The 25,611-nt window shown below is 47.8% G+C and carries 26 protein-coding genes and 2 other annotated features; all 26 genes read right to left on the bottom strand.

From position 1 onward, the window contains the following. Nucleotides 1-23: 23 nt before the first annotated feature. Complete coding sequence (rplC, locus tag ACHA8N_RS02560) at nt 24-650, bottom strand: 50S ribosomal protein L3 (RefSeq protein WP_012369009.1); 627 nt, start codon at nt 648-650, stop codon at nt 24-26. A gap of 68 nt (nt 651-718) precedes the next feature. Next, nucleotides 719-1,027, bottom strand: coding sequence for a 30S ribosomal protein S10 (gene rpsJ, locus ACHA8N_RS02565; protein ID WP_012369008.1), 309 nt, complete (start codon nt 1,025-1,027; stop codon nt 719-721). A 318-nt stretch (nt 1,028-1,345) separates the two neighbouring features. Beyond that, nucleotides 1,346-2,533: an elongation factor Tu gene (tuf, locus tag ACHA8N_RS02570; RefSeq protein WP_026834301.1), complete on the bottom strand. Its 1,188-nt coding sequence runs from the start codon at nt 2,531-2,533 to the stop codon at nt 1,346-1,348. A gap of 117 nt (nt 2,534-2,650) precedes the next feature. After that, on the bottom strand, nt 2,651-4,729 hold the full coding sequence (fusA, locus tag ACHA8N_RS02575) for an elongation factor G (RefSeq protein WP_147512551.1): 2,079 nt from the start codon (nt 4,727-4,729) through the stop codon (nt 2,651-2,653). Between the two features lie 124 nt (nt 4,730-4,853). Continuing rightward, complete coding sequence (rpsG, locus tag ACHA8N_RS02580) at nt 4,854-5,324, bottom strand: 30S ribosomal protein S7 (protein WP_026834303.1); 471 nt, start codon at nt 5,322-5,324, stop codon at nt 4,854-4,856. Between the two features lie 49 nt (nt 5,325-5,373). Then, nucleotides 5,374-5,796 (bottom strand): 30S ribosomal protein S12, encoded by a 423-nt coding sequence (gene rpsL / locus ACHA8N_RS02585; RefSeq protein WP_012369004.1) that lies wholly within the window; start codon nt 5,794-5,796, stop codon nt 5,374-5,376. A 125-nt stretch (nt 5,797-5,921) separates the two neighbouring features. Continuing rightward, nucleotides 5,922-6,173: a ribosomal L7Ae/L30e/S12e/Gadd45 family protein gene (locus tag ACHA8N_RS02590; RefSeq protein ID WP_012369003.1), complete on the bottom strand. Its 252-nt coding sequence runs from the start codon at nt 6,171-6,173 to the stop codon at nt 5,922-5,924. Between the two features lie 80 nt (nt 6,174-6,253). Next, complete coding sequence (gene rpoC, locus ACHA8N_RS02595) at nt 6,254-9,853, bottom strand: DNA-directed RNA polymerase subunit beta' (RefSeq protein WP_026834305.1); 3,600 nt, start codon at nt 9,851-9,853, stop codon at nt 6,254-6,256. 20 nt (nt 9,854-9,873) lie between these two features. Beyond that, complete coding sequence (rpoB, locus tag ACHA8N_RS02600; protein WP_147512552.1) at nt 9,874-13,431, bottom strand: DNA-directed RNA polymerase subunit beta; 3,558 nt, start codon at nt 13,429-13,431, stop codon at nt 9,874-9,876. A gap of 230 nt (nt 13,432-13,661) precedes the next feature. After that, a complete protein-coding gene (locus tag ACHA8N_RS02605) occupies nt 13,662-14,258 on the bottom strand; it encodes a class I SAM-dependent methyltransferase (RefSeq protein ID WP_393964602.1) in 597 nt (198 codons plus the stop codon). An 81-nt stretch (nt 14,259-14,339) separates the two neighbouring features. Continuing rightward, nucleotides 14,340-14,705, bottom strand: coding sequence for a 50S ribosomal protein L7/L12 (rplL, locus tag ACHA8N_RS02610; protein ID WP_026834308.1), 366 nt, complete (start codon nt 14,703-14,705; stop codon nt 14,340-14,342). 76 nt (nt 14,706-14,781) lie between these two features. Then, nucleotides 14,782-15,288, bottom strand: coding sequence for a 50S ribosomal protein L10 (gene rplJ, locus ACHA8N_RS02615; RefSeq protein ID WP_012368998.1), 507 nt, complete (start codon nt 15,286-15,288; stop codon nt 14,782-14,784). Nucleotides 15,289-15,338: 50 nt separating this feature from the next. Then, nucleotides 15,339-15,493 (bottom strand) — a sequence feature (ribosomal protein L10 leader region). A gap of 54 nt (nt 15,494-15,547) precedes the next feature. Further along, complete coding sequence (gene rplA, locus ACHA8N_RS02620) at nt 15,548-16,234, bottom strand: 50S ribosomal protein L1 (RefSeq protein WP_147512554.1); 687 nt, start codon at nt 16,232-16,234, stop codon at nt 15,548-15,550. 116 nt (nt 16,235-16,350) lie between these two features. Further along, nucleotides 16,351-16,776: a 50S ribosomal protein L11 gene (gene rplK, locus ACHA8N_RS02625; protein WP_012368996.1), complete on the bottom strand. Its 426-nt coding sequence runs from the start codon at nt 16,774-16,776 to the stop codon at nt 16,351-16,353. Nucleotides 16,777-16,925: 149 nt separating this feature from the next. Further along, nucleotides 16,926-17,477, bottom strand: a complete 552-nt coding sequence (gene nusG, locus ACHA8N_RS02630; RefSeq protein WP_014969139.1) for a transcription termination/antitermination protein NusG — start codon at nt 17,475-17,477, stop codon at nt 16,926-16,928. A 19-nt stretch (nt 17,478-17,496) separates the two neighbouring features. Continuing rightward, nucleotides 17,497-17,667 (bottom strand): preprotein translocase subunit SecE, encoded by a 171-nt coding sequence (gene secE, locus ACHA8N_RS02635; protein WP_012368994.1) that lies wholly within the window; start codon nt 17,665-17,667, stop codon nt 17,497-17,499. Between the two features lie 44 nt (nt 17,668-17,711). Then, a complete protein-coding gene (gene rpmG / locus ACHA8N_RS02640; protein WP_147512555.1) occupies nt 17,712-17,858 on the bottom strand; it encodes a 50S ribosomal protein L33 in 147 nt (48 codons plus the stop codon). 156 nt (nt 17,859-18,014) lie between these two features. After that, nucleotides 18,015-18,656 (bottom strand): RNA polymerase sporulation sigma factor SigH, encoded by a 642-nt coding sequence (sigH, locus tag ACHA8N_RS02645; protein ID WP_026826908.1) that lies wholly within the window; start codon nt 18,654-18,656, stop codon nt 18,015-18,017. Between the two features lie 189 nt (nt 18,657-18,845). Further along, nucleotides 18,846-19,376 (bottom strand): NYN domain-containing protein, encoded by a 531-nt coding sequence (locus ACHA8N_RS02650; RefSeq protein ID WP_147512557.1) that lies wholly within the window; start codon nt 19,374-19,376, stop codon nt 18,846-18,848. Beyond that, nucleotides 19,373-20,164 (bottom strand): 23S rRNA (guanosine(2251)-2'-O)-methyltransferase RlmB, encoded by a 792-nt coding sequence (gene rlmB / locus ACHA8N_RS02655; RefSeq protein ID WP_393964606.1) that lies wholly within the window; start codon nt 20,162-20,164, stop codon nt 19,373-19,375. Before rlmB ends, ACHA8N_RS02650 begins: the two co-directional genes overlap by 4 nt. Nucleotides 20,165-20,231: 67 nt before the next feature. Further along, complete coding sequence (locus tag ACHA8N_RS02660) at nt 20,232-20,636, bottom strand: Mini-ribonuclease 3 (RefSeq protein WP_012368989.1); 405 nt, start codon at nt 20,634-20,636, stop codon at nt 20,232-20,234. Beyond that, nucleotides 20,633-22,030 (bottom strand): cysteine--tRNA ligase, encoded by a 1,398-nt coding sequence (gene cysS, locus ACHA8N_RS02665; protein WP_393964603.1) that lies wholly within the window; start codon nt 22,028-22,030, stop codon nt 20,633-20,635. Before cysS ends, ACHA8N_RS02660 begins: the two co-directional genes overlap by 4 nt. Then, nucleotides 21,984-22,667 carry a serine O-acetyltransferase EpsC gene (gene epsC / locus ACHA8N_RS02670; RefSeq protein WP_147512560.1) on the bottom strand — a complete coding sequence of 228 codons (684 nt, stop codon included), beginning with the start codon at nt 22,665-22,667 and terminating at the stop codon, nt 21,984-21,986. The genes cysS and epsC overlap by 47 nt, the downstream gene beginning before the upstream one ends. A gap of 45 nt (nt 22,668-22,712) precedes the next feature. Continuing rightward, nucleotides 22,713-22,929, bottom strand: a binding site (T-box leader). Continuing rightward, the gene (gltX, locus tag ACHA8N_RS02675; protein WP_147512561.1) at nt 22,930-24,375 is read right to left on the bottom strand and encodes a glutamate--tRNA ligase; all 1,446 of its coding nucleotides are present in this window, start codon (nt 24,373-24,375) and stop codon (nt 22,930-22,932) included. A 45-nt stretch (nt 24,376-24,420) separates the two neighbouring features. Further along, nucleotides 24,421-24,903, bottom strand: a complete 483-nt coding sequence (ispF, locus tag ACHA8N_RS02680; protein WP_041261398.1) for a 2-C-methyl-D-erythritol 2,4-cyclodiphosphate synthase — start codon at nt 24,901-24,903, stop codon at nt 24,421-24,423. Between the two features lie 2 nt (nt 24,904-24,905). After that, nucleotides 24,906-25,589, bottom strand: coding sequence for a 2-C-methyl-D-erythritol 4-phosphate cytidylyltransferase (ispD, locus tag ACHA8N_RS02685; protein WP_393964604.1), 684 nt, complete (start codon nt 25,587-25,589; stop codon nt 24,906-24,908). Between the last annotated feature and the right edge of the window lie 22 nt (nt 25,590-25,611).

The raw sequence follows: 25,611 nt of genomic DNA on the forward strand, positions 1-25,611 counted from the left end.
TTCCTCCTTTCCTTGCAAACAAATTAGTTGCCTTTTACCGCAGTTTTGACGACAACTTGGCTCTTACGTGCGCCTGGGATAGCACCCTTGACGAGGAGTAAGCCGCGTTCTACATCAACTTTTACGATTTCAAGGTTTTGAACAGTGACTTGCTCTCCACCCATGCGTCCTGGGAGCAATTTCCCTTTGAATACACGGTTTGGAGCGACAGGACCCATTGAACCTGGGCGACGGTGGTAACGCGAACCGTGAGCCATTGGACCACGTGATTGGTTGTGACGCTTGATTGCTCCAGCGAAACCTTTACCTTTCGACGTACCTGTTACATCAACCATTTCGCCTGCAGCGAAAGTATCTGCTTTAATCTCTTGACCGATTTCGAAATCTGTTACAGATGTACGGATTTCTTTAATGAAGCGCTTAGGTGTCGCACTAGCTTTCGCTGCGTGACCTTTTTGCGGTTTGTTTTGACGACCTTCTTTGATATCACCAAAGCCGAGTTGGACTGCTTCGTAACCGTCCACTTCCATTGTCTTCAATTGAAGAACAACGTTACCTTCTACTGAAACGACAGTAACTGGTACTACTTCGCCTGACTCGTTGAAGATTTGTGTCATACCGAGTTTAGTTCCTAAGATTCCTTTAGCCATGAGATACACCTCCTAATATTGAATGATTTTGATCTTCTGGCTAGTATCAACTATTTATAGAAGAAAAATTAAAGTTTGATTTCGATGTCAACGCCCGATGGAAGTTCAAGACGCATAAGCGCATCAACTGTTTTCGGTGTTGGGTTAACGATGTCGATCAAACGTTTGTGTGTACGCATTTCGAACTGCTCACGAGCATCTTTGTACTTGTGAACGGCACGAAGTACTGTGTAGATCGCCTTCTCCGTTGGGAGTGGGATCGGACCAGATACAGTAGCACCAGAACGTTTTGCTGTTTCGACAATTTTCTCAGCCGATTGATCAAGCACGCGGTGATCGTATGCTTTCAAACGGATCCGAATTTTTTCATTTGCCATGTTGTTTCCCTCCTTTTCGCCTATTTTGTAAATAGACATTCTCCGCGGAAATTTCCACACTAGCCATGGCAATGCCGCCTGGTGTGTCATAACCTCCCGCTTCATCGCGTTGTGTTTGTGACCAACATATTCTAGTGTACTTAATTCCAAGCAGGAAAGCAAGTAAAATAAAAATAGAATTTGTTTTCAAGTCTCTCACCACTCGCACAAACACTTTCCTCAGTATATAAGATGTCTGGTCATGTTGCAAGACTGTTTTCAAAGAAATGAAAAAAGGTCTTCCGTCACGGGAGACGAAAGACCTTTTTGTCTTAAAAATTACTCAACGATTTCTGTAACTGATCCAGCGCCTACTGTACGGCCACCTTCACGGATTGAGAAACGAGTTTCTTTTTCAAGAGCGATTGGCGCGATGAGTTCAACAGTCAATTCGATGTTGTCCCCAGGCATTACCATTTCAGTTCCTTCAGGAAGTTGGCACATACCAGTTACGTCAGTTGTACGGAAGTAGAACTGTGGACGGTAGTTACCGAAGAATGGCGTGTGACGGCCACCCTCTTCTTTTGAAAGGATGTAAACTTGCGCTTTGAAAGTTTTGTGCGGTGTGATTGTGTTTGGTTTCGCGAGAACTTGTCCACGCTCGATGTCGTCACGTGATACACCACGGAGAAGTGCTCCGATGTTGTCGCCAGCTTCAGCATAGTCAAGAAGCTTACGGAACATCTCTACACCAGTACATACTGATTTTTTAGTTTCTTCGTGAAGACCAACGATTTCAACTTCGTCGTTGACTTTAAGAACTCCACGCTCAACGCGGCCAGTAGCAACTGTACCACGACCAGTGATTGAGAAAACATCCTCAACTGGCATCATGAAGTCTTTTTCAGTGTCACGAGTTGGCTCAGGGATGTACTCATCAACAGCTGTCATGAGTTCCATGATTTTTTCTTCCCATTTAGCTTCGCCGTTAAGCGCGCCGAGAGCAGATCCTTGGATAACTGGGAGGTCATCGCCTGGGAAGTCATACTCAGAAAGAAGTTCGCGGATTTCCATTTCAACGAGTTCAAGAAGCTCTTCGTCGTCAACCATGTCGACTTTGTTCATGAATACTACGATGAAAGGAACACCTACTTGACGTGAAAGCAAGATGTGCTCACGTGTTTGTGGCATTGGACCATCAGTTGCAGAAACAACGAGGATCGCGCCGTCCATTTGTGCAGCACCAGTGATCATGTTTTTAACATAGTCAGCGTGACCTGGGCAGTCAACGTGTGCATAGTGGCGTTTTTCTGTTTCGTACTCGATGTGAGCTGTTGCGATAGTGATACCGCGCTCGCGCTCTTCTGGAGCACCATCGATTTGGTCAAACTTAGTTGCAGCTTTACCTTGTGCTTTTGCAAGTACAGCTGAGATAGCTGCTGTTAAAGTTGTTTTACCGTGGTCGACGTGGCCGATTGTACCAACGTTAACGTGCGGTTTAGAACGGTCGAATTTTTCTTTACCCATTCTGAATTCCTCCTCTATGTGTCTAATAATATTTTATAACTAGGAAGGTGAATCGTCGAATAACGTACACCTTCCTTAGCTTACACTAATCATAAAAGCGTGACAACCTGTGAAGGATTAGCCGTTTGCTTTTTTGATGATTTCTTCAGCAACTGATTTCGGTACTTCTTCGTAGTGATCGAAGTGCATCGAGTACGTTCCGCGACCTTGTGTGCGTGAACGAAGACCAGTAGCGTAACCGAACATCTCTGAAAGTGGAATCATCGAACGAACGACTTGAGCGTTCCCGCGAGCTTCCATACCTTCAACGCGTCCACGGCGTGATGTAACATCACCCATGATGTCTCCCATGTATTCATCTGGGATAACGATTTCAACTTTCATCATTGGCTCAAGGATAACAGCGCCGCTCTTATCTTTAAGTTGTTTGACGGCCATTGAAGCCGCGATTTTAAATGCCATCTCGTTTGAGTCGACATCGTGGTACGATCCGAAAACGAGTGCCGCTTTAACGTCAACTACTGGATAACCAGCAAGGATACCGTTTTGAAGCGCTTCTTCGATTCCGTGTTCAACCGCTGGGATGTATTCACGTGGAACAACACCACCGACGATTTTGTTGTTGAACTCAAAGCCAGCACCTTCTTCGTTTGGCTCGAATTCTACGACGACGTGACCATACTGACCACGACCACCTGATTGACGAGCAAACTTAGAATCGATTTTCGCCGCTTGGCGAATCGTTTCACGGTAAGCTACTTGTGGAGCACCAACATTGGCTTCGACTTTGAATTCGCGACGCATACGGTCAACGATGATGTCGAGGTGAAGCTCACCCATACCTGAGATGATCGTTTGACCAGTCTCTGGGTTTGTTTCAGTGCGGAATGTTGGATCCTCTTCAGCAAGCTTAGCGAGTGCTTGACCCATTTTATCTTGGTCAGCTTTCGTTTTTGGTTCGATTGCGACCGAGATAACTGGTTCTGGGAATGTCATTGATTCGAGAACGACGTTGTCTTTCTCTGCACAAAGCGTATCTCCAGTAGTTGTATCTTTAAGACCTACAGCTGCTGCGATATCACCAGCGAAGACCATTGGGATCTCCTCACGGCTGTTCGCGTGCATTTGAAGGATACGTCCAAGACGCTCACGTTTCCCTTTTGTTGAGTTCTTGACGTAAGATCCTGCCGAAGCTGTACCAGAGTACACACGGAAGAACGTCAATTTACCAACATACGGGTCAGTCATAACTTTGAATGCAAGTGCAGAGAACGGCGCTTCGTCAGTTGACTCACGAATGATCTCTTCATCTGTATCCATGTTAATCCCTGTGATTGCTTTTACGTCGACTGGTGATGGAAGGTAATCAAGGACTGCGTCAAGCATAAGCTGAACACCTTTGTTCTTGAATGCCGAACCAACGAGAACTGGGTAGAAATCAACTGTAAGTGTCGCTTTACGGATACCCGCTTTAAGCTCTTCAATTGTGATTTCCTCGCCCTCGAGGTATTTCATCATCATTTCTTCTTCGTAATCTGCAACTGCTTCGATAAGTGACGCACGAAGTTCTTCAGCTTCTTCTGCGAATTCTGCAGGGAAACCTTCAGTTTCTTCGATGTCCGTACCGAGGTCGTTACCGTACATGTATGTTTTCTTTTCAACGAGATCGATGATTCCTTTGAATTCATCTTCAGCGCCGATTGGGATTTGGATTGCGTGTGCGTTCGCTTGAAGGCGGTCGCGGAGCGTTCCAACCGAGTACAGGAAGTCTGCACCGATTTTATCCATTTTGTTAACGAAAACGATACGTGGTACGCCGTAAGTTGTAGCTTGGCGCCATACTGTCTCAGTTTGTGGCTCAACACCAGACTGAGCATCAAGTACTGCTACCGCACCATCAAGTACACGAAGTGAACGTTCAACTTCAACAGTGAAGTCTACGTGTCCAGGTGTATCGATGATGTTTACGCGGTTCCCTTTCCATTGTGCAGTTGTTGCTGCCGATGTAATCGTGATTCCACGCTCTTGCTCTTGCTCCATCCAGTCCATCTGTGAAGCACCTTCGTGCGTTTCACCAATCTTGTGGATACGACCCGTGTAATAGAGGATACGCTCAGTCGTTGTTGTTTTACCAGCATCGATGTGGGCCATGATCCCGATATTACGGGTGTTCTTAAGGGAGAATTCTCTTGCCATCTTTAAACATTCTCCTTTCGCATTTTAGTTTAGTGTCCGTGTGTTGCCACACGTCATGACTATACCCGAAAGCCACCTCATATTTCCATACAAAATGGCATAGATGAGGTGGTTAATTCCGGATTTACCAGCGGTAGTGAGCAAACGCTTTGTTCGCTTCCGCCATTTTGTGCATATCTTCGCGCTTCTTAACAGAAGCACCAGTGTTGTTTGCAGCGTCCATGATTTCGTTAGCAAGACGAGCATCCATTGTTTTCTCGTTACGGAGACGTGAGTAGTTCACGAGGTAACGAAGTGCGAGTGTCGTACGGCGCTCAGGGCGGACTTCGACAGGAACTTGATAGTTAGCTCCACCTACACGGCGTGCTTTAACTTCAAGAACTGGCATGATGTTGTTCATCGCCTCTTCAAAAACTTCCATTGCATCGCGACCTGAACGTTCAGCGATAGTTTCAAAAGCTTTGTATAAGATTTGTTGAGCAGTACCTTTTTTACCATCTAACATAAGACGGTTGATAAGGCGGGTAACGAGTTTAGAGTTGTAGATCGGATCAGCCATTACATCACGGCGTTCTACTTGACCTTTACGTGGCATTCCGAGTCCCTCCTTTCATATAGTGAGGTGATATCTTCTGATATCTAGATTATTTTTTTGCTGCTTTTGGACGTTTAGTACCATATTTCGAACGACCTTGCATACGGCCGTCAACTCCAGCTGTATCGAGTGCACCACGAACGATGTGGTAACGTACCCCTGGTAAGTCTTTTACGCGACCGCCGCGAATAAGAACAACACTGTGCTCTTGCAAGTTGTGGCCGATACCTGGGATGTAAGCTGTTACTTCCATTGTGTTCGTTAAACGTACACGTGCGTACTTACGAAGAGCCGAGTTCGGTTTCTTCGGAGTCATTGTACCTACACGAGTACAAACACCACGTTTTTGTGGTGAGCTGATGTCAGTACGAGCTTTAATGAAGCTGTTGTACCCTTTGTTCAGCGCTGGCGAATCTGATTTCACAACTTTTGATTGACGTCCTTTACGGACTAATTGGTTGATAGTAGGCATCTTTGAGATCCTCCCTTCCTGAATTCATGACAAGTTTCAAAACCACCGAGCCGGGTGGTTCATCGAAAGTCATAATGAAACGTTTTGCGTGGCTCAGGCATTCCATCGCCACACAAAACGTATTATCAAACTTTCTTAATGGCAACAGCAGTTGCAGCAACGTCGATTCCACAAGCCTTACCAAGCTCAAGCTTAGAAGGAACATTCACGACTGGAACGTTTGCTTGTTTCGCCGCGTCGAGCAATGCTTGCTTTACGTGTTCATCTGCGTCATCTGCGATGATCACTTCCGACGCCTTGCCAGATCGCAATGCTTTGAGCGTTTGCTTTTGACCGACAAACTTCAAATCTGCGCCGACTACTTTTTTGTAAGACATGAAGATATCCTCCAAAATAACACAGCCGGTTGGCAACACTATATCATAGTAGCACCGCCATACCGGCGTGTCAAGGCGTTTTATTCTACAGGAGAATCTGCTTCTACAGGTGTTTCGCCTGCTATTTCGAGACCGATTTGACGGTAACGTGTCATTCCTGTACCAGCTGGAACAAGTTTACCGATAATAACGTTCTCTTTCAAGCCGCGAAGGTAGTCGCTCTTCCCTTTAATCGCCGCATCCGTAAGGACACGAGTAGTTTCCTGGAACGAAGCAGCTGATAGGAATGAATCCGTTTCAAGCGACGCTTTTGTGATACCGAGGAGAACTGGTTTAGCCGAAGCGAGTGCTTTACCGGCACGGAGCGCTTCTTTACATGCTTCTTTAAACGTGCTGATATCGACAAGCGAACCTGGTAAGAGTGATGTCTCACCTGATTCGATGACGCGGACGCGACGGATCATCTGACGTACCATGACCTCGACGTGCTTGTCACCGATCTCAACCCCTTGCATCCGGTATACTTTTTGAACTTCTTGGAGAAGATAGTTCTGTACGCCTGATACACCTTTGACGTTCAAGAGTTCTTTCGGGTCGATTGAACCTTCCGTGAACACTTGTCCGGCTTTGACTTCTTCACCGAGTTGAACACGCAGACGCGATCCGAAAGGAATCGTGTATGTCCGTGTCTCGCTCAGACCTTGAATCGTCAACTCACGCTTGTCACGCGACTCCGTAAAGTCGATGACTTGTCCGTCGATCTCCGAGATGACCGCTTGACCTTTCGGGTTACGGGCCTCGAACAACTCCTGGATACGCGGGAGACCTTGTGTGATATCGTCTCCGGCAACCCCACCTGTGTGGAAGGTACGCATTGTAAGCTGCGTTCCTGGCTCACCGATTGATTGTGCCGCGATGATTCCGACTGCTTCGCCGACTTCGACGTCGTTACCAGTCGCAAGGTTACGTCCGTAACATTTCTTACAGACACCATGACTTGTGTTACATGTGAAGGCTGTACGAATCTCAACGTTGTCGATGCCTGCGTCCGTGATTGCACGCGCGATATCTTCGTCGATGAGTTCGTTTGTTGAAACGAGAACGGCACCTGTTTCCGGGTGAACGACTTTTTCAAACGCTGTACGGCCAACAAGACGGTCGTAGAGGTTTTCAATTTCTTCCGTTCCTTCACGAAGTGCTGTGACGCGGATACCACGATCCGTTCCACAATCATCTTCACGAATGATAACATCTTGTGCGACGTCAACGAGACGACGAGTCAGGTAACCTGAATCGGCAGTCTTCAAGGCTGTATCGGCAAGACCTTTACGCGCACCGTGCGTCGAGATGAAGTATTCCTGAACCGTCAGACCCTCACGGAACGAAGATTTGATCGGGAGCTCGATGATCCGTCCACTTGGAGCGGCCATGAGTCCACGCATCCCTGCAAGCTGCGTAAAGTTTGACGCGTTACCACGGGCACCGGAGTCACTCATCATGAAGATCGGGTTCAAACGGTTGAGGGATTTCATCAGACGAGACTGAATTTCATCCTTCGCGTCATTCCACGATTTAACGACACGCTCATAGCGCTCTTCTTCCGTGATGAGACCACGACGGTACGATTTCATAACGCGGTCAACATTATCTTGTGCCTCGACCAGGATTTCCTGTTTGTCCGGAAGTACGATGATATCGGCGATACCAACCGTAATACCCGCACGTGTCGAGTGTTTGAAACCAAGGTTTTTCATTCGGTCAAGCATGCGGCTCGTTTCAGTCGTTTCAAAACGCTTGAAGACTTCCGCGATGACATTTCCGAGGAATCCTTTTTTGAATGGTTCGATGATCGGACGGCTCTTGATTTCAGCAGCTACATCCGTTCCTTTTTCAAGGAAGTACTGATCAGGCGTTGCTTCCTGCAGATTGCTCATCGATGGTTCATTCAAGTATGGGAACGTCGTTGGGAGGATCTCGTTGAAGATCAACTTACCGACCGTCGTAACCAATAATTTCTCGTTTTGCGCTTCCGTGAATGTCGGGTTTTTGAGAACACCGGCCGGAACTGCAACACGTGTATGGAAGTGGACATACCCATTTTGGTAGGCAATCAACGCTTCGTTCACGGTCGAGAATGTTTTCCCTTCGCCGATTGCGTTTTCACGCTCAAGCGTCAGGTAGTAGTTACCGAGGACCATATCCTGCGATGGTGTAACAACAGGCTTACCGTCTTTCGGGTTCAAGATGTTTTGTGCAGCGAGCATGAGAAGACGGGCTTCTGCTTGCGCTTCTGCTGAAAGTGGTACGTGAACCGCCATTTGGTCACCATCGAAATCGGCATTGTATGCCGTACATACGAGTGGGTGAAGGCGAATCGCGCGACCTTCGACGAGTGTCGGTTCGAACGCCTGGATACCGAGACGGTGAAGAGTCGGGGCACGGTTCAAGAGAACCGGGTGCTCACGGATGACTTCTTCTAATACATCCCAAATTTCAGGTTGAACACGTTCGATTTTCCGTTTTGCACTCTTGATGTTTGGTGCGATGCCACGTGAGACAAGCTCTTTCATGACAAACGGTTTGAAGAGTTCAAGGGCCATTTCTTTCGGAAGACCACATTGATACATCTTCAGGTTCGGACCAACGACGATAACCGAACGACCTGAATAGTCGACTCGTTTACCGAGTAAGTTTTGACGGAAACGTCCTTGTTTCCCTTTCAGCATGTGTGAAAGAGATTTTAATGGACGGTTACCCGGTCCAGTAACAGGACGACCACGACGACCGTTATCAATCAAGGCATCGACTGCTTCTTGCAACATCCGTTTTTCATTCTGAACGATGATGTTCGGAGCGCCAAGGTCCAGAAGACGCTTGAGACGGTTGTTACGGTTGATGACACGACGGTATAAGTCGTTTAAGTCAGATGTCGCGAAACGTCCACCATCAAGCTGGACCATCGGACGGAGTTCCGGTGGGATGACCGGTAATACTTCAAGAACCATCCACTCCGGATTATTGCCTGAGTTACGGAACGCATCGAGGACTTCAAGACGTTTGATCGCACGTGTACGACGTTGGCCTTGAATCATACGAAGATCTTCGCGTAAACCGGCAACTTCTTTTTCGAGTTCAACGTCACGGAGCAATTTACGAACCGCTTCCGCACCCATTTCAGCAGTAAACGAACTACCGAATTTCTCACGGTAAGCACGGTACTCTTTTTCTGAAAGGAGTTGTTTTTTCTCGAGTGTCGATTCGCCAGGATCTGTGACGACGTATGACGCGAAGTAAATGATCTCTTCGAGTGCACGCGGTGACATATCAAGGACGAGACCCATACGACTTGGGATTCCTTTAAAGTACCAGATGTGCGAAACCGGTGCTGCAAGTTCAATGTGACCCATGCGCTCACGACGGACTTTCGACTTGGTTACTTCAACGCCACAACGGTCACAAATGATTCCTTTATAACGGATCCGTTTGTATTTCCCGCAGTAACATTCCCAGTCTTTCGTTGGACCAAAAATCCGTTCACAGAACAAGCCGTCTTTCTCTGGCTTGAGCGTACGATAGTTGATCGTTTCCGGCTTCTTCACTTCCCCGAAAGACCACGAACGGATCTTTTCTGGGGAAGCGAGGCCGATTTTCATATATTCAAATCTATTAACATCTACCAAGGGGTGGACCTCCCTTTCGCTTATTCCTCTTCAGTAACAACTGGTGCGACAGGCGCTTGAACTTCTTCGAGTGCTGGAGTCGCGTTCGGGATGTTGTCCTCGTCGTCGTCTTTCATTTCGATCTCTTCATCTTCAGCAGACATCATCTTAACATCCATACCAAGAGACTGAAGCTCTTTAATGAGAACTCGGAACGATTCCGGTACGCCCGGTTGTGGTACATTTTCGCCTTTAACGATCGCTTCATACGCTTTAACACGACCGATTGTATCATCTGACTTGATTGTCAGGATCTCTTGGAGCGTATAAGCGGCACCATATGCTTCAAGTGCCCATACTTCCATCTCACCGAAACGCTGTCCACCGAACTGGGCTTTACCACCGAGCGGTTGCTGCGTAACGAGCGAGTAAGGACCCGTCGAACGTGCGTGCAGTTTATCATCGACCATGTGGGCGAGTTTGATCATATACATGACACCAACCGAGATGCGGTTATCGAAGGCTTCACCAGAACGTCCATCATAGAGGATCGTCTTAGCGTCGCGGTCCATACCGGCTTCTTCAATCGTTGCCCAAACATCTTCCTCACGTGCACCATCGAATACCGGCGATGCAACTTTGATTCCGAGTTGGCGTGCAGCCATACCAAGGTGAAGCTCGAGCAACTGCCCGATGTTCATCCGTGATGGTACACCAAGTGGGTTCAACATGATGTCGATTGGTGTGCCGTCTGGCATGTACGGCATATCTTCTTCTGGCAGAATACGCGAGATAACACCTTTGTTACCGTGACGTCCCGCCATTTTATCTCCTTCGTGAATCTTACGCTTCTGAACGATGTACGCACGGATCAACTGGTTGACACCAGGTGACAGTTCGTCGCCGTTATCACGATCGAAGATTTTCACGTCAAGGATGATACCGTCGCCGCCGTGTGGTACACGGAGTGAAGTATCACGGACTTCACGTGCTTTTTCACCGAAGATTGCATGAAGCAGGCGTTCTTCAGCCGTCAATTCCGTTACGCCCTTAGGTGTAACTTTACCGACCAGGATATCCCCGTCTTTAACTTCAGCACCGACACGGATGATTCCGCGGTCGTCGAGGTTTTTCAGGGCGTCGTCGCCGACGTTTGGAATGTCACGAGTGATCTCTTCCGGTCCGAGTTTTGTATCACGTGATTCACACTCATACTCTTCAATGTGGATCGACGTGTAGACATCGTCTTTCACGAGACGTTCGCTCATGATGACAGCATCCTCGTAGTTGTAACCATCCCATGTCATGAAACCGACGAGTACGTTACGACCAAGCGCAAGTTCCCCACCGTCCATCGATGGACCATCTGCAAGGATCTCGCCTTTATCGACAGGATCGCCTACTTTGATGATTGGTTTCTGGTTATAGCACGTTCCTTGGTTGGAACGGATGAATTTTTGGATCTTGTAACGGTCCAGTTCACCTTGAACGATGTTGCCATCGACTTCCGTCGTACGACGGACAAGGATTTCACGAGCCGTTACACGCTCAGCGATACCTGAGTGTTTTGCAACAACGGCAGCACCTGAGTCTTTTGCAGACACGTACTCCATCCCAGTCCCGACAATCGGTGATTCCGGGTCAAGAAGAGGCACGGCCTGACGTTGCATGTTCGCTCCCATGAGGGCACGGTTCGAGTCATCGTTCTCAAGGAACGGGATACATGCCGTCGCCGCCGAAACAACCTGCTTCGGTGAAACGTCCATGTAATCGACACGAGGTGGTTCGACAGACAAGTTTTGTCCACGGAAACGTGACAAGACGTGTGTATCTTGGAACGTCTTCTCTTCCGTCAGTAACATGTTTGCCTGCGCGACGACGTAGAGATCCTCTTCGTCGGCCGTCATGTAGTGAATTTCATTCGTGACGACACCCGTTTCCGGATCGACACGACGGTATGGTGCTTCAATGAAACCATACTCATTGACTTTCGCGAACGAAGACAGTGAGTTGATCAGCCCGATGTTCGGACCCTCAGGCGTTTCGATTGGACACATACGGGAATAATGCGAGTAGTGAACATCTCGGACTTCGAAGCCGGCACGCTCACGTGTAAGACCACCGGGCCCAAGTGCAGAGAGACGACGTTTGTGCGTCAACTCGGCAAGCGGGTTCGTTTGGTCCATGAACTGTGACAACTGCGAGCTACCGAAGAACTCTTTAATCGATGCGATAACCGGACGAATGTTGATCAATGCCTGTGGCGTGATCGCATTCTGGTCTTGAATCGACATCCGCTCCTTGACGACACGTTCCATACGGGAAAGTCCGATCCGGAACTGGTTTTGGAGCAATTCACCGACTGAACGGAGACGACGGTTACCGAGGTGGTCGATATCGTCTGTCGTTCCCACTTCATGCAACAAGTTGAAGAAGTAGTTAATCGCAGCAATCATGTCAGCAGGCGTAATATGCTTGATGTCACGATCGATGTTACCGTTACCGATGATATTGATGATGCGTTCACCTTCAGCATCGTCCGGTGCGAACACCTTGATCGACTGCAGGTTGAAGGCTTCGCCTTGTGTTACGCCGCCAGTTGGCGTCGCTTCGATATAACCGACAGATCCTTCAAGGAATGGCAAGACTTTGTCGAGCATGCGACGGTCAAGAACTGTTCCTTCTTCTGCGATTACCTCTCCTGTTTCCGGATCGACAAGCGTTTCCGCAAGTTTCTGCCCGAACAGACGATTCTTCAAATGAAGCTTTTTATTGATTTTATAACGACCAACGTTTGCCAAATCATAACGTTTCGGGTCAAAGAAGCGCGACACAAGAAGTGCTTTCGCATTTTCTACAGTCGGCGGCTCTCCCGGACGCAGACGCTCATAAATCTCGATGAGGGCTTTTTCCGTCGTTTCTGTATTATCTTTTTCAAGGGAATTACGGAGGTATTCATCATCTCCAAGGAGATCGATGATTTCCTGATCCGTGCCGAAACCAAGAGCACGTAAAAGAACCGTTACTGGAATCTTACGCGTGCGGTCGATTCGGACGTATACGATATCCTTCGCATCTGTCTCAAGTTCGAGCCATGCTCCACGGTTCGGGATGACCGTTGCCGAGAATCCACGTTTACCGTTTTTATCTAACTTATTGTTGTAATACACACTTGGCGAACGAACAAGCTGAGAAACGATGACTCGTTCCGCACCATTAATAATGAATGTTCCCGACTCCGTCATAAGCGGGAAGTCACCCATGAAGACTTCTTGTTCCTTCAATTCACCCGTCTCTTTGTTTTGAAGACGGACTTTTACGCGTAGTGGTGCCGAATAGGTCACATCGCGCTCTTTTGATTCATCAATCGAATACTTCGGCTCTCCGAGCGAGTAATCGATGAATTCTAATACGAGATTTCCCGTGAAGTCGGAAATCGGCGAGATATCATGAAACATCTCACGAAGACCTTCCCGCAGGAACCATTCGTATGAATTCGTTTGAATCTCAATAAGGTTTGGAAGTTCTAAAACTTCGCTGATACGTGCATAGCTTCTTCTCTGACGGTGACGACCGTACTGAACAAGTTGACCAGTCAACTGATTCACCTCTCAGACCCAGTTCTTCTTCTTGAGAAGGACGGGTGTAATATCGAACATTGAAGCCATTTTTTGACCGATAAGCGCAAAAAAGCGACGTCTTGTCTACTCAATCATCTGTAGTCGAGAACGCCAGCTGCTTCAAACTGCTTATCCAAAAATCACTCCAATGGCATTTTATAATACTATCATAGACAATAGACAAGGTCAACGACAAATCACTCGATTTGTCAAGACCGAATTGATTTAAATATCAAATACCCTTTATCCCGGGCAACCGTTTCACACGAACCAAACACTTCTTCCATCAACTTCTTCGCTGATGGTCCGCCTTGTTTCTTTTGAATGACGACCCATAACGCTCCGCCGACTTCCAAATGATCATACGCTTCCCGTAAAATCCGGTGAACAACGGTTTTTCCTGCGCGAATCGGTGGATTCGTCACGATCGCTGCAAACGTCTGATCAACCACGCCAGCATATCCGTCACTTACACCGGTCGTCACGGAAACACCATTCGCACGTGCATTGTCAGCCGCAAGCTCAAGCGCCCGCTCGTTTACATCAACCAAAACCGCTTCCCGTCCCGTCGTCTTCGCAAGCGAAATACCCATCGGTCCGTATCCACAGCCGACATCTAGAATCGGTCCGGCTATCTCCGGCTCAACAAATGCTTCTATTAGAAGACGCGAACCAAAATCAACGCCGCCTTTTGAAAAGACACCATGATCCGATGTAAAACGGAATGTTTCACCGCGTAATATAAATTCCCACGACTTTGGATCCCGTTTCGAGGAGGGATCATTGGTGTAATAATGATCTGACATGTTTCCTTCCCCTCTCTGTTTAAAGTTGAAAACAAAAGAAGCCCGCAAAGCGAGCTTCTTTTGTTTTACGGAAGAAGAAAATTACTTAACTTCTACAGTAGCGCCAGCTTCTTCAAGCTTAGCTTTGATTGCGTCAGCGTCTTCTTTCGAAACGCCTTCTTTAACTGGAGCTGGAGTTCCGTCAACGAGTGCTTTCGCTTCTTTAAGACCGAGGCCTGTCAATTCGCGAACTGCTTTGATGACGTTGATTTTACCAGATCCTGCGTTTGTGAGGATAACGTCGAATTCAGTTTGCTCTTCAGCTGCTGCTGCGCCTGCACCTGCTGCTGCTACTGGAGCTGCTGCTGATACGCCGAATTCTTCTTCGATTGTTTTTACGAGTTCGTTAAGTTCAAGAACAGTCATGCCCTTGAGGTCTTCGATAAATTGCTCTTTGTTGAAAGCCATTATGGTTTTCCTCCTTTGATTTAACCCGCGTTGGGGTGTGAAAAATTGTGTGTTTGCCTATCCCGCTAAGCGGACATTAAGCAGATTGTTCTTCTTTTTGCTCTGCAATTGCGTTCGTTGCCACCGCAAGACCACGGATTGGCGCTTGAAGCACGCTGAGAAGCATCGAAAGGAGACCTTCGCGTGATGGAAGTTCCGCAAGGGCTTTGACATCTTCTACTGAAGTGACTTTGCCTTCGATGATACCACCTTTAAGCTCAAGAGCTTTGTGGTCTTTCGAGAAGTTGTTTAAGATCTTAGCTGGAGCGATAACGTCTTCATTGCTGAAGGCGATCGCAGTAGGACCTGTAAAGACTTCGTCAAGACCCTCAAGATTGCTTTGAACTGCAGCACGGCGGAGGAGACCGTTTTTGTAAACTTTGAATTCAACACCCGCTTCGCGGAGTTGTTTACGAAGTTCTGTTACTTCGTCTACTGTGAGACCACGGTAGTCGACGACGATTGTTCCAGCGCTCGCTTGCATTTTCTCAGCGATCTCAGATACGAGATCCGCTTTGACAGCGATAACTTTTTCGTTTGCCATTTCTGTTGCACCTCCTGGTAAATGGAATGTACCGGTGCGAGGGGCTGCTCGATTTCAAATAAAAAGCCTCCGTCTGCCAGGCAGAGGAGGCGTAATCGTCAAAAAGGATACCTGAACAAACAGGCTCTCTGAGCAAGAACACCTCGGAAGGGTTTATGCTCAATCGATGAGCACCTTCTGTCTACGGTATGTCGAATATATCAACGTTTTATACTGTAACAGCGTTCTTAGAACGTTGTCAAGTTCGTTTTAGACGAAATTATTTCGCGAAGTCAGCTGCAGATACTTTTACACCAGGACCCATTGTTGAAGCGATCGCGATGTTTTTAAGGTAAACACCTTTAGCAGTAGCAGGCTTAACTTTAACGAGTGTTTCGATAACTGTGTTGATGTTCTCAACCAATTTAGCGTCATCGAATGATTTTTTACCGACAGGAACGTGGATGTTACCTGATTTGTCGACACGGTACTCAACTTTACCAGCTTTGATATCGTTGATTGCTTTTGTGACGTCAAATGTAACTGTTCCTGTTTTCGGGTTAGGCATGAGGCCTTTAGGTCCGAGAACACGACCGAGTTTACCAACTTCACCCATCATGTCAGGTGTCGCAACGATAACATCGAAGTCGAACCATCCTTGTTGGATTTTAGTGATGTACTCAGAATCACCAGCGAAGTCTGCTCCAGCAGCTTCCGCTTCTTTTAATTTCTCACCTTTAGCAAAGACGAGAACTTTTTGTGTTTTACCAGTACCGTGTGGCAATACGACTGCTCCACGGATTTGTTGATCTGCTTTCTTCGGATCGACTCCGAGACGAACAGCAAGTTCGATTGTTTCATCGAATTTCGCAGTTGCAGACTTTTTAGTCAAGTCTACCGCTTCTGCGAGTTCGTATGAAACCGTACGATCGATAAGTTTAGCAGCTTCTTTATACTTCTTACCCATTTTAGGTTCCTCCTTTGTGGTTGTGCGGAAAATCCTCCCACATAATGAAAGGGTAGCAAGGCTTCAAGTAACTATCCGCCTGCGACCCTCATCGTTGTTCATTGCAATCAAAAGACTCAGTCTTCGATTACGATACCCATAGAACGTGCAGTACCTTCAACCATCAACATCGCTGTTTCAACAGATGCTGCGTTGAGGTCTGGCATTTTCGTTTCAGCGATTTCGCGAACTTTGTCACGTTTGACAGTCGCTACTTTCTTACGGTTAGGCTCGCCTGAACCGCTCTCGATTCCAGCTGCTTTCTTCAAGAGAACTGCTGCTGGTGGAGTTTTAGTAATAAACGTAAATGAACGATCTTCAAAAACCGTGATGACTACAGGAATAATCAAGCCGGCTTGGTCTTGTGTACGAGCGTTGAACTCTTTACAGAAGCCCATGATGTTCACACCTGCTTGACCGAGTGCCGGTCCAACTGGTGGAGCTGGGTTTGCTTTGCCCGCAGGAATTTGAAGTTTAACTAGTTTCATAACCTTCTTCGCCACGAGACACACCTCCTTAATTCTTTAATGTGGTTTAATTGGACGTTGCGCGTCCTCCCACTCATTCTATTCGACGAGTAATTTACCGAAATAAGCACAACATCAAACAGGAAAAATTGTACCATTAAAACAAAAGTTTCGCAATAGGAAACTTAATCTATTTTCTCAACTTGTGAGAAATCAAGCTCTACTTTCGTTTCACGACCGAACATATCGACAGAAACCTTCATTTTTTCCGTTTCCGTGTCAAGCTCTTCGACCGTTCCTTCCAAGTTCTCAAACGCACCTTCTTTGATCCGAACAATTTGTCCCATCGTAAAGTCGTAACGACTCTTCATGTCGACAAGTCCCATTGATCCAAGAATGTTTTCTGCTTCTTCCGGAAGAAGTGGTGTCGGTTTTGAACCGCCGCCGACCGAACCGAGAAAACCTGTGACGTTCGGTGTGTTACGGACGACATACCAAGAATCATCCGTCATGACCATTTCCACGAGTACATAACCCGGGAAGATCTTGATTTCACGTTCCTTGATTTTCGTTTCACCCTTTTTATTTGTTACTTCTTCCTGTACCGTTTCGATCGGAACGAGTACACGGAAGATCTTCTCGTCCATGTTCATAGACTCGATCCGACGCTCAAGGTTTGCCTTGACGTTGTTTTCGAATCCAGAGTACGTTTGGACAACAAACCACTGCTTATCCATGGTACGTCACCTCTTCTTTTTACTTAATCAACCAACTCATGAATGCGCTGAGCCCTGAATCGACACCGAAGATGAAGACACCCATGAAAATGACCATACCAATTACAGTCAGTGTATACTTCGTCAGTTCTTTTCGTTTTGGCCAGCTCGTCTTTTTCAGTTCATTCCATACGTCACGCAAAAATTTCATCGTACTTTCCCTCCAGGATGTATTAAATCGGGATAGATGAAGCCTTATTTCGCTTCTTTATGAATCGTATGCGCGTTACAGCGGCGACAGAACTTCTTCAGTTCCAAGCGGATGCTGACATCCTCTTTTTTCATCGTCGTGTAGTCGCGGGCACCGCAAATATCACAAGCAAGGCCTACTCTCTTCGCCATCTCAAACGACCTCCTTCTTTGCCACTCTTTCTCTTCAAGAAGAGAACCCTCTTCGAAAAAAGAGCGTAAAAAAAAACGCCTATGAGCGGCGTCTCGCTAGTAAGGCGCTATTTATACAGTAGCACACCCGGATTCAGTGGTCAATCCACCTCTCGGTCAGACCGTCAGTTTTCGTGCTTCGAGATACCGTTCCAGTTTTTTCTTTACTCGTTGAAGGGCATTATCGATCGACTTGACATGACGATCGAGATCATCCGAAATTTCTTGATAGGTTCTTCCGTCGAGATAAAGTGCCAGAACCTTTCGTTCAAGATCACTGAGAATCTCATCCATCTTATTTTCAATATCCGCATACTCTTCCCGGTTGACGATCAATATCTGTGGATCCGACGGTGCCGTCGACGTAATGATATCGAGCAGTGTTCGTTCCGATTCATCATCATAAATCGGTTTATCGAGCGAGATGTAAGAATTAAGCGGAATATGTTTTTGACGTGTTGCCGTTTTAATGGCTGTGATCATTTGCCGCGTGATGCACAGCTCGGCAAATCCTTTGAAAGAAGCCAGCTTATCCGTCCGGTAATCCCGTACCGCTTTGTATAGACCGATCATGCCTTCTTGAATGATGTCTTCCCGGTCTGCTCCGATTAAGAAGTAAGACCGTGCCTTTGCGCGCACGAAGTTCCGATACCGCTCGATCAGAAATTCAAGCGCATCACTGTTGTCAAATACCTTCGCTTGCTCTACAAGCGCCTCATCGGTCATGCACTCAAACTGGTCGAACGAAACCAAACTCATCCTTCATCCCTCCAACCTTCTCTAGCCAACTAATCGATTGTTTCTAATTATACAATAATTTCCTATCCTACGACAATTAAAATTGGCATGACCTCTTTTTGTCTGGTCCAATCGTGCACCGAAGTGATACGTGAAAGATTAAAAAAAAGCGGATTCTACGATTGAATCGTAAATCCGCTTCGAATTTCTTCATGAATCTGAATTTTTACGCCGCCGGATTTCTTCAAGACGTTCAATGACATCGGCCGGCAGATCGATTGTCGAACGTGGTTGTTTACTAGTCTTCGACGTAATCGTCTGCCCGCGGATGACTGCGACTGCTGCCTTCCAGTCCCGGCGTAATTCCTGCGCTGAGATGCGGAGAGCGCCAAGCGTGAAAATCACCCACTGCTCGGTGAAGTCGTTTGTCGCGACGGTCAACTTGACCCGGATATCCTGCAACCATTCCGCCGCTGTTTTTTCAATCCATTCATCCGCTGTTTCGTTTTCCCGTGTATAAATGACTTCGATGCCGCTTTTCTTGATTCGGGATTCTCGTCCCGGTTGCAAGTAGGCATCAAAGACAATCGTCACACTGATTCCTGTGACGGCTTGGTACTCGGCCATCGCATCGACCAATCGTTCCCGTGCTAATTCAAAATCCTGCTCCCGCAATGTCCGGAATTCCGGCCATGCGCCAATGATATTGTAGCCATCAACGATCAGACGGTCGTATTTCATCGCGAATACGGCTTTCTCGTCCGGTAGACCTCATACAACAATAACGAGGCTGCGACCGATGCATTGAGTGATGTGACGTGTCCTGCCATCGGGAGATGAACAAGGAAATCACATTTTTCACGGACGAGCCGGCTCATGCCTTTCCCTTCACTGCCGATGACGATTCCAAGCGGCATCGTTCCGTCGAGCGTCCGGTAGTCATCGCTCTCACGGGCATCCGTTCCAACGAACCAGATCCCTTTTTTCTTTAAGTCTTCCATCGTCCGGGTTAGATTCGTCACACGAACGACCGGAATGTGTTCGATTGCTCCCGTCGAAGCTTTTGCGACGACTTGTGTCAATCCGACAGACCGGCGTTTCGGAATAATGATCCCGTGGGCACCGACGGCATCTGCCGTCCGTAGAATCGATCCGAGATTATGCGGGTCTTCGAGTTCATCGAGTAAAATCATCAACGGCGTCTCGTCTTTCTTTTCCGCCAGTGCAAAAATATCATCAAGTTCCGCGTATTCGTATGCAGCAACGGCAGCCACGACACCTTGGTGGTTGTCACTTCCCGTCAGACCGTGTAATTTCGAACGTGGAACGATTTGTGTCTGGACACCTGCTTCTTTCGCCATCGCATGGATAACGGCAAGCGGTCCTTTTTGCTGTCCTTCTTGGATGAAGAGCTTGTTCATCTCACGACCTGTCCGCAACGCTTCGAGAACCGGATTACGACCGTATAAGAAATCTTGTCCTTCTTCGAGCGGTTCGATTACGATCGTCTCTTCTTGTTTTGGTTCAATTTTTTTCTGTTTTGCTTTTTCGCCATACGGCTTGTCGCCTTTCGGTTTACGCGCCGGTTGGAACGACTTATTTTCCGTCCGTTGCTTCGGCTTCGAGTAATTCGAACGCTTGTCCGATGAGTTCTTCAAGACGATCCCCTCCTTCTGCAAGATAGATATATCCTAACAAAGCTTCAAACGCCGTTGCGTAACGGTACGTATGGACGTCCGTACTTTTCGGAACGGAACCTGATTTAGCGTTCTTCCCGCGCCGGACGACGGCCTGTTCTTCTTCTGTTAACGTATTTTCATTTAACCAGTGTGTCACGACGAAAGCTTGCGCCTGCGCGCGGACATACCGGATGGCCGCTTGATGCAACTCACCCGGTTTAACGAATCCCTTTTCAAGCAACCGTTCCCGAACGTGCATTTCGTAGACGACATCACCCATATAAGCGAGCGCCAACGCATTTAATTGTTTGTAGTTCTTCATCCGCGCTTCCACCGCATCCCTTGCGCTGTATCCTCAAGCAAGATGCCTTGGTCGCGCAGTTGATCACGGATTGCGTCTGCCCGGGCGAAGTCCCGTTCTTTACGCGCCGTGTCACGATCACGAATCAACTGTTCGACTTCTTCATCAAGCAACCCTTTATCGACCGTCAATGTCACTCCAAGGACCGTCGACAGTTCTTCGAAAACAGCCAGGAATTGCTCCAGCACGTCGGTCGCCACTTGGTCTTCACCGAGATATAGATTCGCCTCTTTTGACAAGTCAAAGAGATCGGTCACAGCATTCGCCGTATTGAAATCGTCGTCCATCGATGTAATGAAATGTTGTTTGATTTCAGCAATGCGGTTCAGCCATTTCTCATTGGCTGTTCCGAGATTAGCCGTCATCGCCAAGCGATGTTCGATGTTTGCGACCGATTCCCGGATTCGTGCCAACCCGTTTGCTGCCTGATCAATCAATTCACGGCTGTAGTTGATCGGATGACGGTACTGGACCGACAGCATGAAGAAACGTAAGACCATCGGATCAACGGCTTGAATCGCTTCATGAACCGTCAGGAAATTGCCGAGTGATTTCGACATCTTTTCATTTTCAATGTTAAGGAAGCCGTTATGCATCCAGTAGTTCGCAAACTTCTGTGAATTGCAGGCTTCTGATTGAGCAATCTCATTCTCGTGGTGCGGGAATTTAAGGTCCTGCCCACCGGCATGAATATCAATCGTGTCCCCGAGATACTTTTTCGCCATCGCCGAGCACTCGATGTGCCAGCCGGGACGTCCTTCTCCCCACGGACTCGTCCATGCCGGTTCACCCGGTTTTGCCGCTTTCCATAACACGAAATCGAGGGGATCTTCTTTTTTCTCGCCGACTTCAATCCGCGCACCCGAGCGAAGTTCATCAATCGACTGTTGACTCAATTGACCGTAATCTTCAAAACTACGTGTCCGGAAGTAGACATCTCCGCTTGACGCATACGCATTTCCTTTTTCGACAAGCACTTCGATGAAGGCGATGATATCATCCATCGTTTCTGTGACCAACGGATGAATATCCGCTTTTTGGACATTCAACGCACCGGTATCCGCGTGGTAGGCTTCGATGAATCGTTTCGTCAAAGCGTGGTAATCTTCTCCGAGTTCATTCGCCGTCCGGATGATTTTATCATCGACATCCGTGAAGTTCGAGACGTACTTGACTTCGTAGCCCCGATACGTAAAGTAGCGGCGGACCGTATCAAACACGATGGCCGGACGGGCATTTCCGATATGGATGTAGTTGTAGACGGTCGGTCCACAGACATACATCTTGACCTTTCCTTCTTCGAGCGGCTTAAATGGTTCCTTCTTTCCGGTCATGCTGTTGTACAGTTGTATCATGGCGGTGTCCTCCTTTTATTCGTTCAATCTCACGTTTTAATTGTTCAAGTTCCAGTTCAATCCGTTCCTGGCATTCACGAACCGGATCAGGTAATTGATGATCGAGCGGTGCGTCGACTTTTATTCCATCTTGTATCACGACACGTCCGGGAATTCCGACGACCGTCGCATTTGACGGCACATCTTTTAAAACAACAGAGCTTGCTCCAATCTTGGATGAATCCCCAATCGTGATATCACCGAGCACTCGTGCACCGGCTGATACGAGGACACCGTTTCCGAGTGTCGGATGCCGTTTGCCCGTTTCTTTCCCTGTTCCCCCGAGTGTCACACCTTGGAATAAGGTGACATCATCACCGATAATCGCCGTCTCACCGATGACGACTCCCATACCATGATCGATGAATAAACGTCGGCCGATCGTCGCACCGGGATGAATCTCGATTCCTGTCAGAAACCGACTGAATTGAGACAGCATTCGTGCGGGTAAATGCAGATTTAGTTTCCACATCCGATGAGCCAGCCGGTGCATCCAGACAGCGTGCAACCCGGGATAGGTCAAGACGACTTCCGTCGCACTCCGGGCAGCCGGATCCTGCTTAAATACGTTGCGGATATCTTCGCGCATCCGTGTCATGTTTGTTCTCCTCTCCATAAGAAAAAGCGCCTCCGTGCATCGCTGCACAGAGACGCCAATCAGCGCGGTCCCACTCTGTTTGGATGAATCGATCATCCCTCTCCGGTCCGTTAACGCCGGAGATACGTCTACGCCTACTCTCACTGATTTCGGGCAGCACTCAGAGGGGCATTTCGAAACGCGTCTGTTCAAGCTCTCTCACCATTCAAGCTTGTCTCTGGATAACAGCCATCGTTTCTACTTTCCTCATCTACGCTTTATTTTATGCGTCTAGACGCGCAAGTACGCGGTCTTTTCCTAATAGTTGAATCGTGTTCGGAAGCTCTGGTCCGTGTGTATGTCCTGTCGTAGCGACACGGATTGGCATGAACAGATTTTTCCCTTTTTGTCCGGTTGCTTTTTGGGTCGCTTTAATGGCTCCCTTGATAGCTTCCGGTGTCCATTCTTCAAGTGTCCGCAACTGGTTTGCGAATTCACTCAAGACTGCAGGAACTGTTTCTCCTGCCAAGACAGTATTTGCTTCTTCATCATACACCAGTTCATCCTCAAAGAACATCTCTGAAAGCTCAACGATTTCTGCACCGTGTGTCATCTGTTCCCGGTATAATCCGACCAAATTTTGTGCCCAGACAAACTCTTCTTCCGTCGGTTCGCTTGAAACACGTCCCGCGTCTTGCAGGAACGGCAGGCTTGCTTCGAATACTTCTTCGAATGACTGGTGTTTCATGTATTGACCGTTGATCCAAGCGAGCTTTTGTTGGTCAAAGACAGCTGGACTCTTCGACAGACGAGAGGCGTCAAAAATTTCGATGAACTCTTCTTTTGTAAAGATTTCCTGTTCACCGACCGGCGACCAGCCAAGCAACGTCACGAAGTTGAGTAATGCTTCCGGCAAGTAGCCGAGATCTTTATACTGCTCGATGTATTGGATGATCGACTGATCACGTTTCGACAGTTTTTTGTGTTCTTCATTGACGATCAACGTCATGTGACCGAATGTCGGGTACTCCCAACCGAATGCATCATAAATCATCATCTGCTTCGGTGTGTTCGAGATATGGTCGTCTCCACGCAACACGTGACTGATAGCCATCAAGTGGTCATCGATGACAACAGCGAAGTTGTACGTCGGGATACCGTCTTTTTTGACGATGACCCAATCTCCGAAGTCTTTTGATTCGAACGAAACGTCTTCTTTGACGATATCATTCCACGTGTATGTGACGCTTTCCGGAACACGGATCCGAATCGACGGTGTCCGGCCTTCTGCCACAAACGCCTCTTCTTGTTCTTGCGTCAGATTACGGTGTGCACCTGAATAACGGGGTGCTTCGCCGCGGGCGATTTGTGCTTCCCGTTCTGCTTCGAGTTCTTCTGATGTCATGTAGCAGCGGTACGCTAATCCTTTTTCAAGTAACTCGTCTGTGTATTTTTTATACAGATCAAGCCGCTCCATTTGGAAGTAAGGACCATAGTCGCCACCGCGACCCGGACCTTCATCCCAGTCGATGCCGAGCCACTCCAGATACTTCATCTGACTTTCCACACCACCATCGATGTTTCGTTTCTGATCCGTATCCTCAATTCGTAAAATCATCTTGCCGCCTGCGTGTCGCGCAAACAGGTAGTTGAACAATGCTGTTCGGGCATTTCCAATATGAAGGTGTCCCGTTGGACTTGGTGCATAACGTACACGTACTTCTGCCATTACCGATCCACTCCTTTAGTCTAAAATTCGCTTAACTAGTATACCTTATTCTTCGATTCGTTTCAGCAAAATCACAGCCTGACATGCGATTCCTTCTTCGCGCCCGGTAAAGCCGAGCCATTCCGTCGTCGTCGCCTTGACATTGATCTGTTCGATATCCGCTTCAAGCAGTTCCGCAATTCGTGCCCGCATCGTATCGATATACGGACGTAATTTCGGCGCTTGAGCAATGACTGTCGCGTCTAAATTGCCCAGTTCATAACCTTGTGCTTTAACGAGCGCATAGACGTGTTGCAATAACTTCGCTGAATCCGCGTCTTTAAATTCCGGATCCGTATCCGGGAAGTGTTTCCCGATATCACCGGCTGCGATGGCACCGAGTGCCGCGTCAGCAATTGTATGTAACAGGACATCGGCGTCCGAATGACCGAGCAACCCTTTCGTGTGCGGAATCTCAATTCCACCTAAAATCAGTTTCCGATCCTCTGCAAAGGCATGTACATCAAAACCTTGTCCAATTCGAATCATCATCATTTCCCTCGTTTCGTTAGAATGGCTTCTCCAAATAATAAATCATCCGGTGTCGTCACTTTAATGTTCTCATATTGTCCGGTGACCCAGGTCACCGTTCCTCCGTCCCATTCTATCAAACTTGCGTCGTCCGTACCTATAAATTCCGTTGCCGCTTTTGCATGGGCGGTTCGAATCGTCTCTAATGTAAAGGCTTGTGGCGTCTGAGCTGCCAGCAACTGATCCCGCGGGACTGTCTCGACAATTGAGTCGCCCTCAACCCGTTTGACGGTATCCTTGATCGGAACACCTAAAATTGCAGCCCCGGTCTGTTCGGCTGCTTCGACGACCTGCTGAATCGATTCGATTGTCACGAACGGCCGTGCTCCGTCATGAATTAAGATGATACCAGGTTCCGTAACCGCCTCTAGTCCACACTTTACACTTTCCTGGCGTTCACGTCCGCCTGGAACGAGACGGATCGGCGTCTTGTATGGTTCAGTGATGCGTTCAAACCATGATTGCTCCGCTGGATTAATTGCAAGAATGATTTCAAGACAGGCAGGATCCTGTTCAAAGACATCGAGTGTCCATTCGATGATGGAACGGTTTCGTAACGTCAGCATCAACTTGTTTCGATCGGCGCCCATCCGCTTGCCTGCTCCGGCGGCCGGAATCACAATCCGATATGTGTGTTCTTTCATCTAGTTCCCTCTTTTCTCATAA

Source organism: Exiguobacterium sp. S22-S28, assembly GCF_043359615.1.
Classification (GTDB): Bacteria; Bacillota; Bacilli; order Exiguobacteriales; family Exiguobacteriaceae; genus Exiguobacterium_A.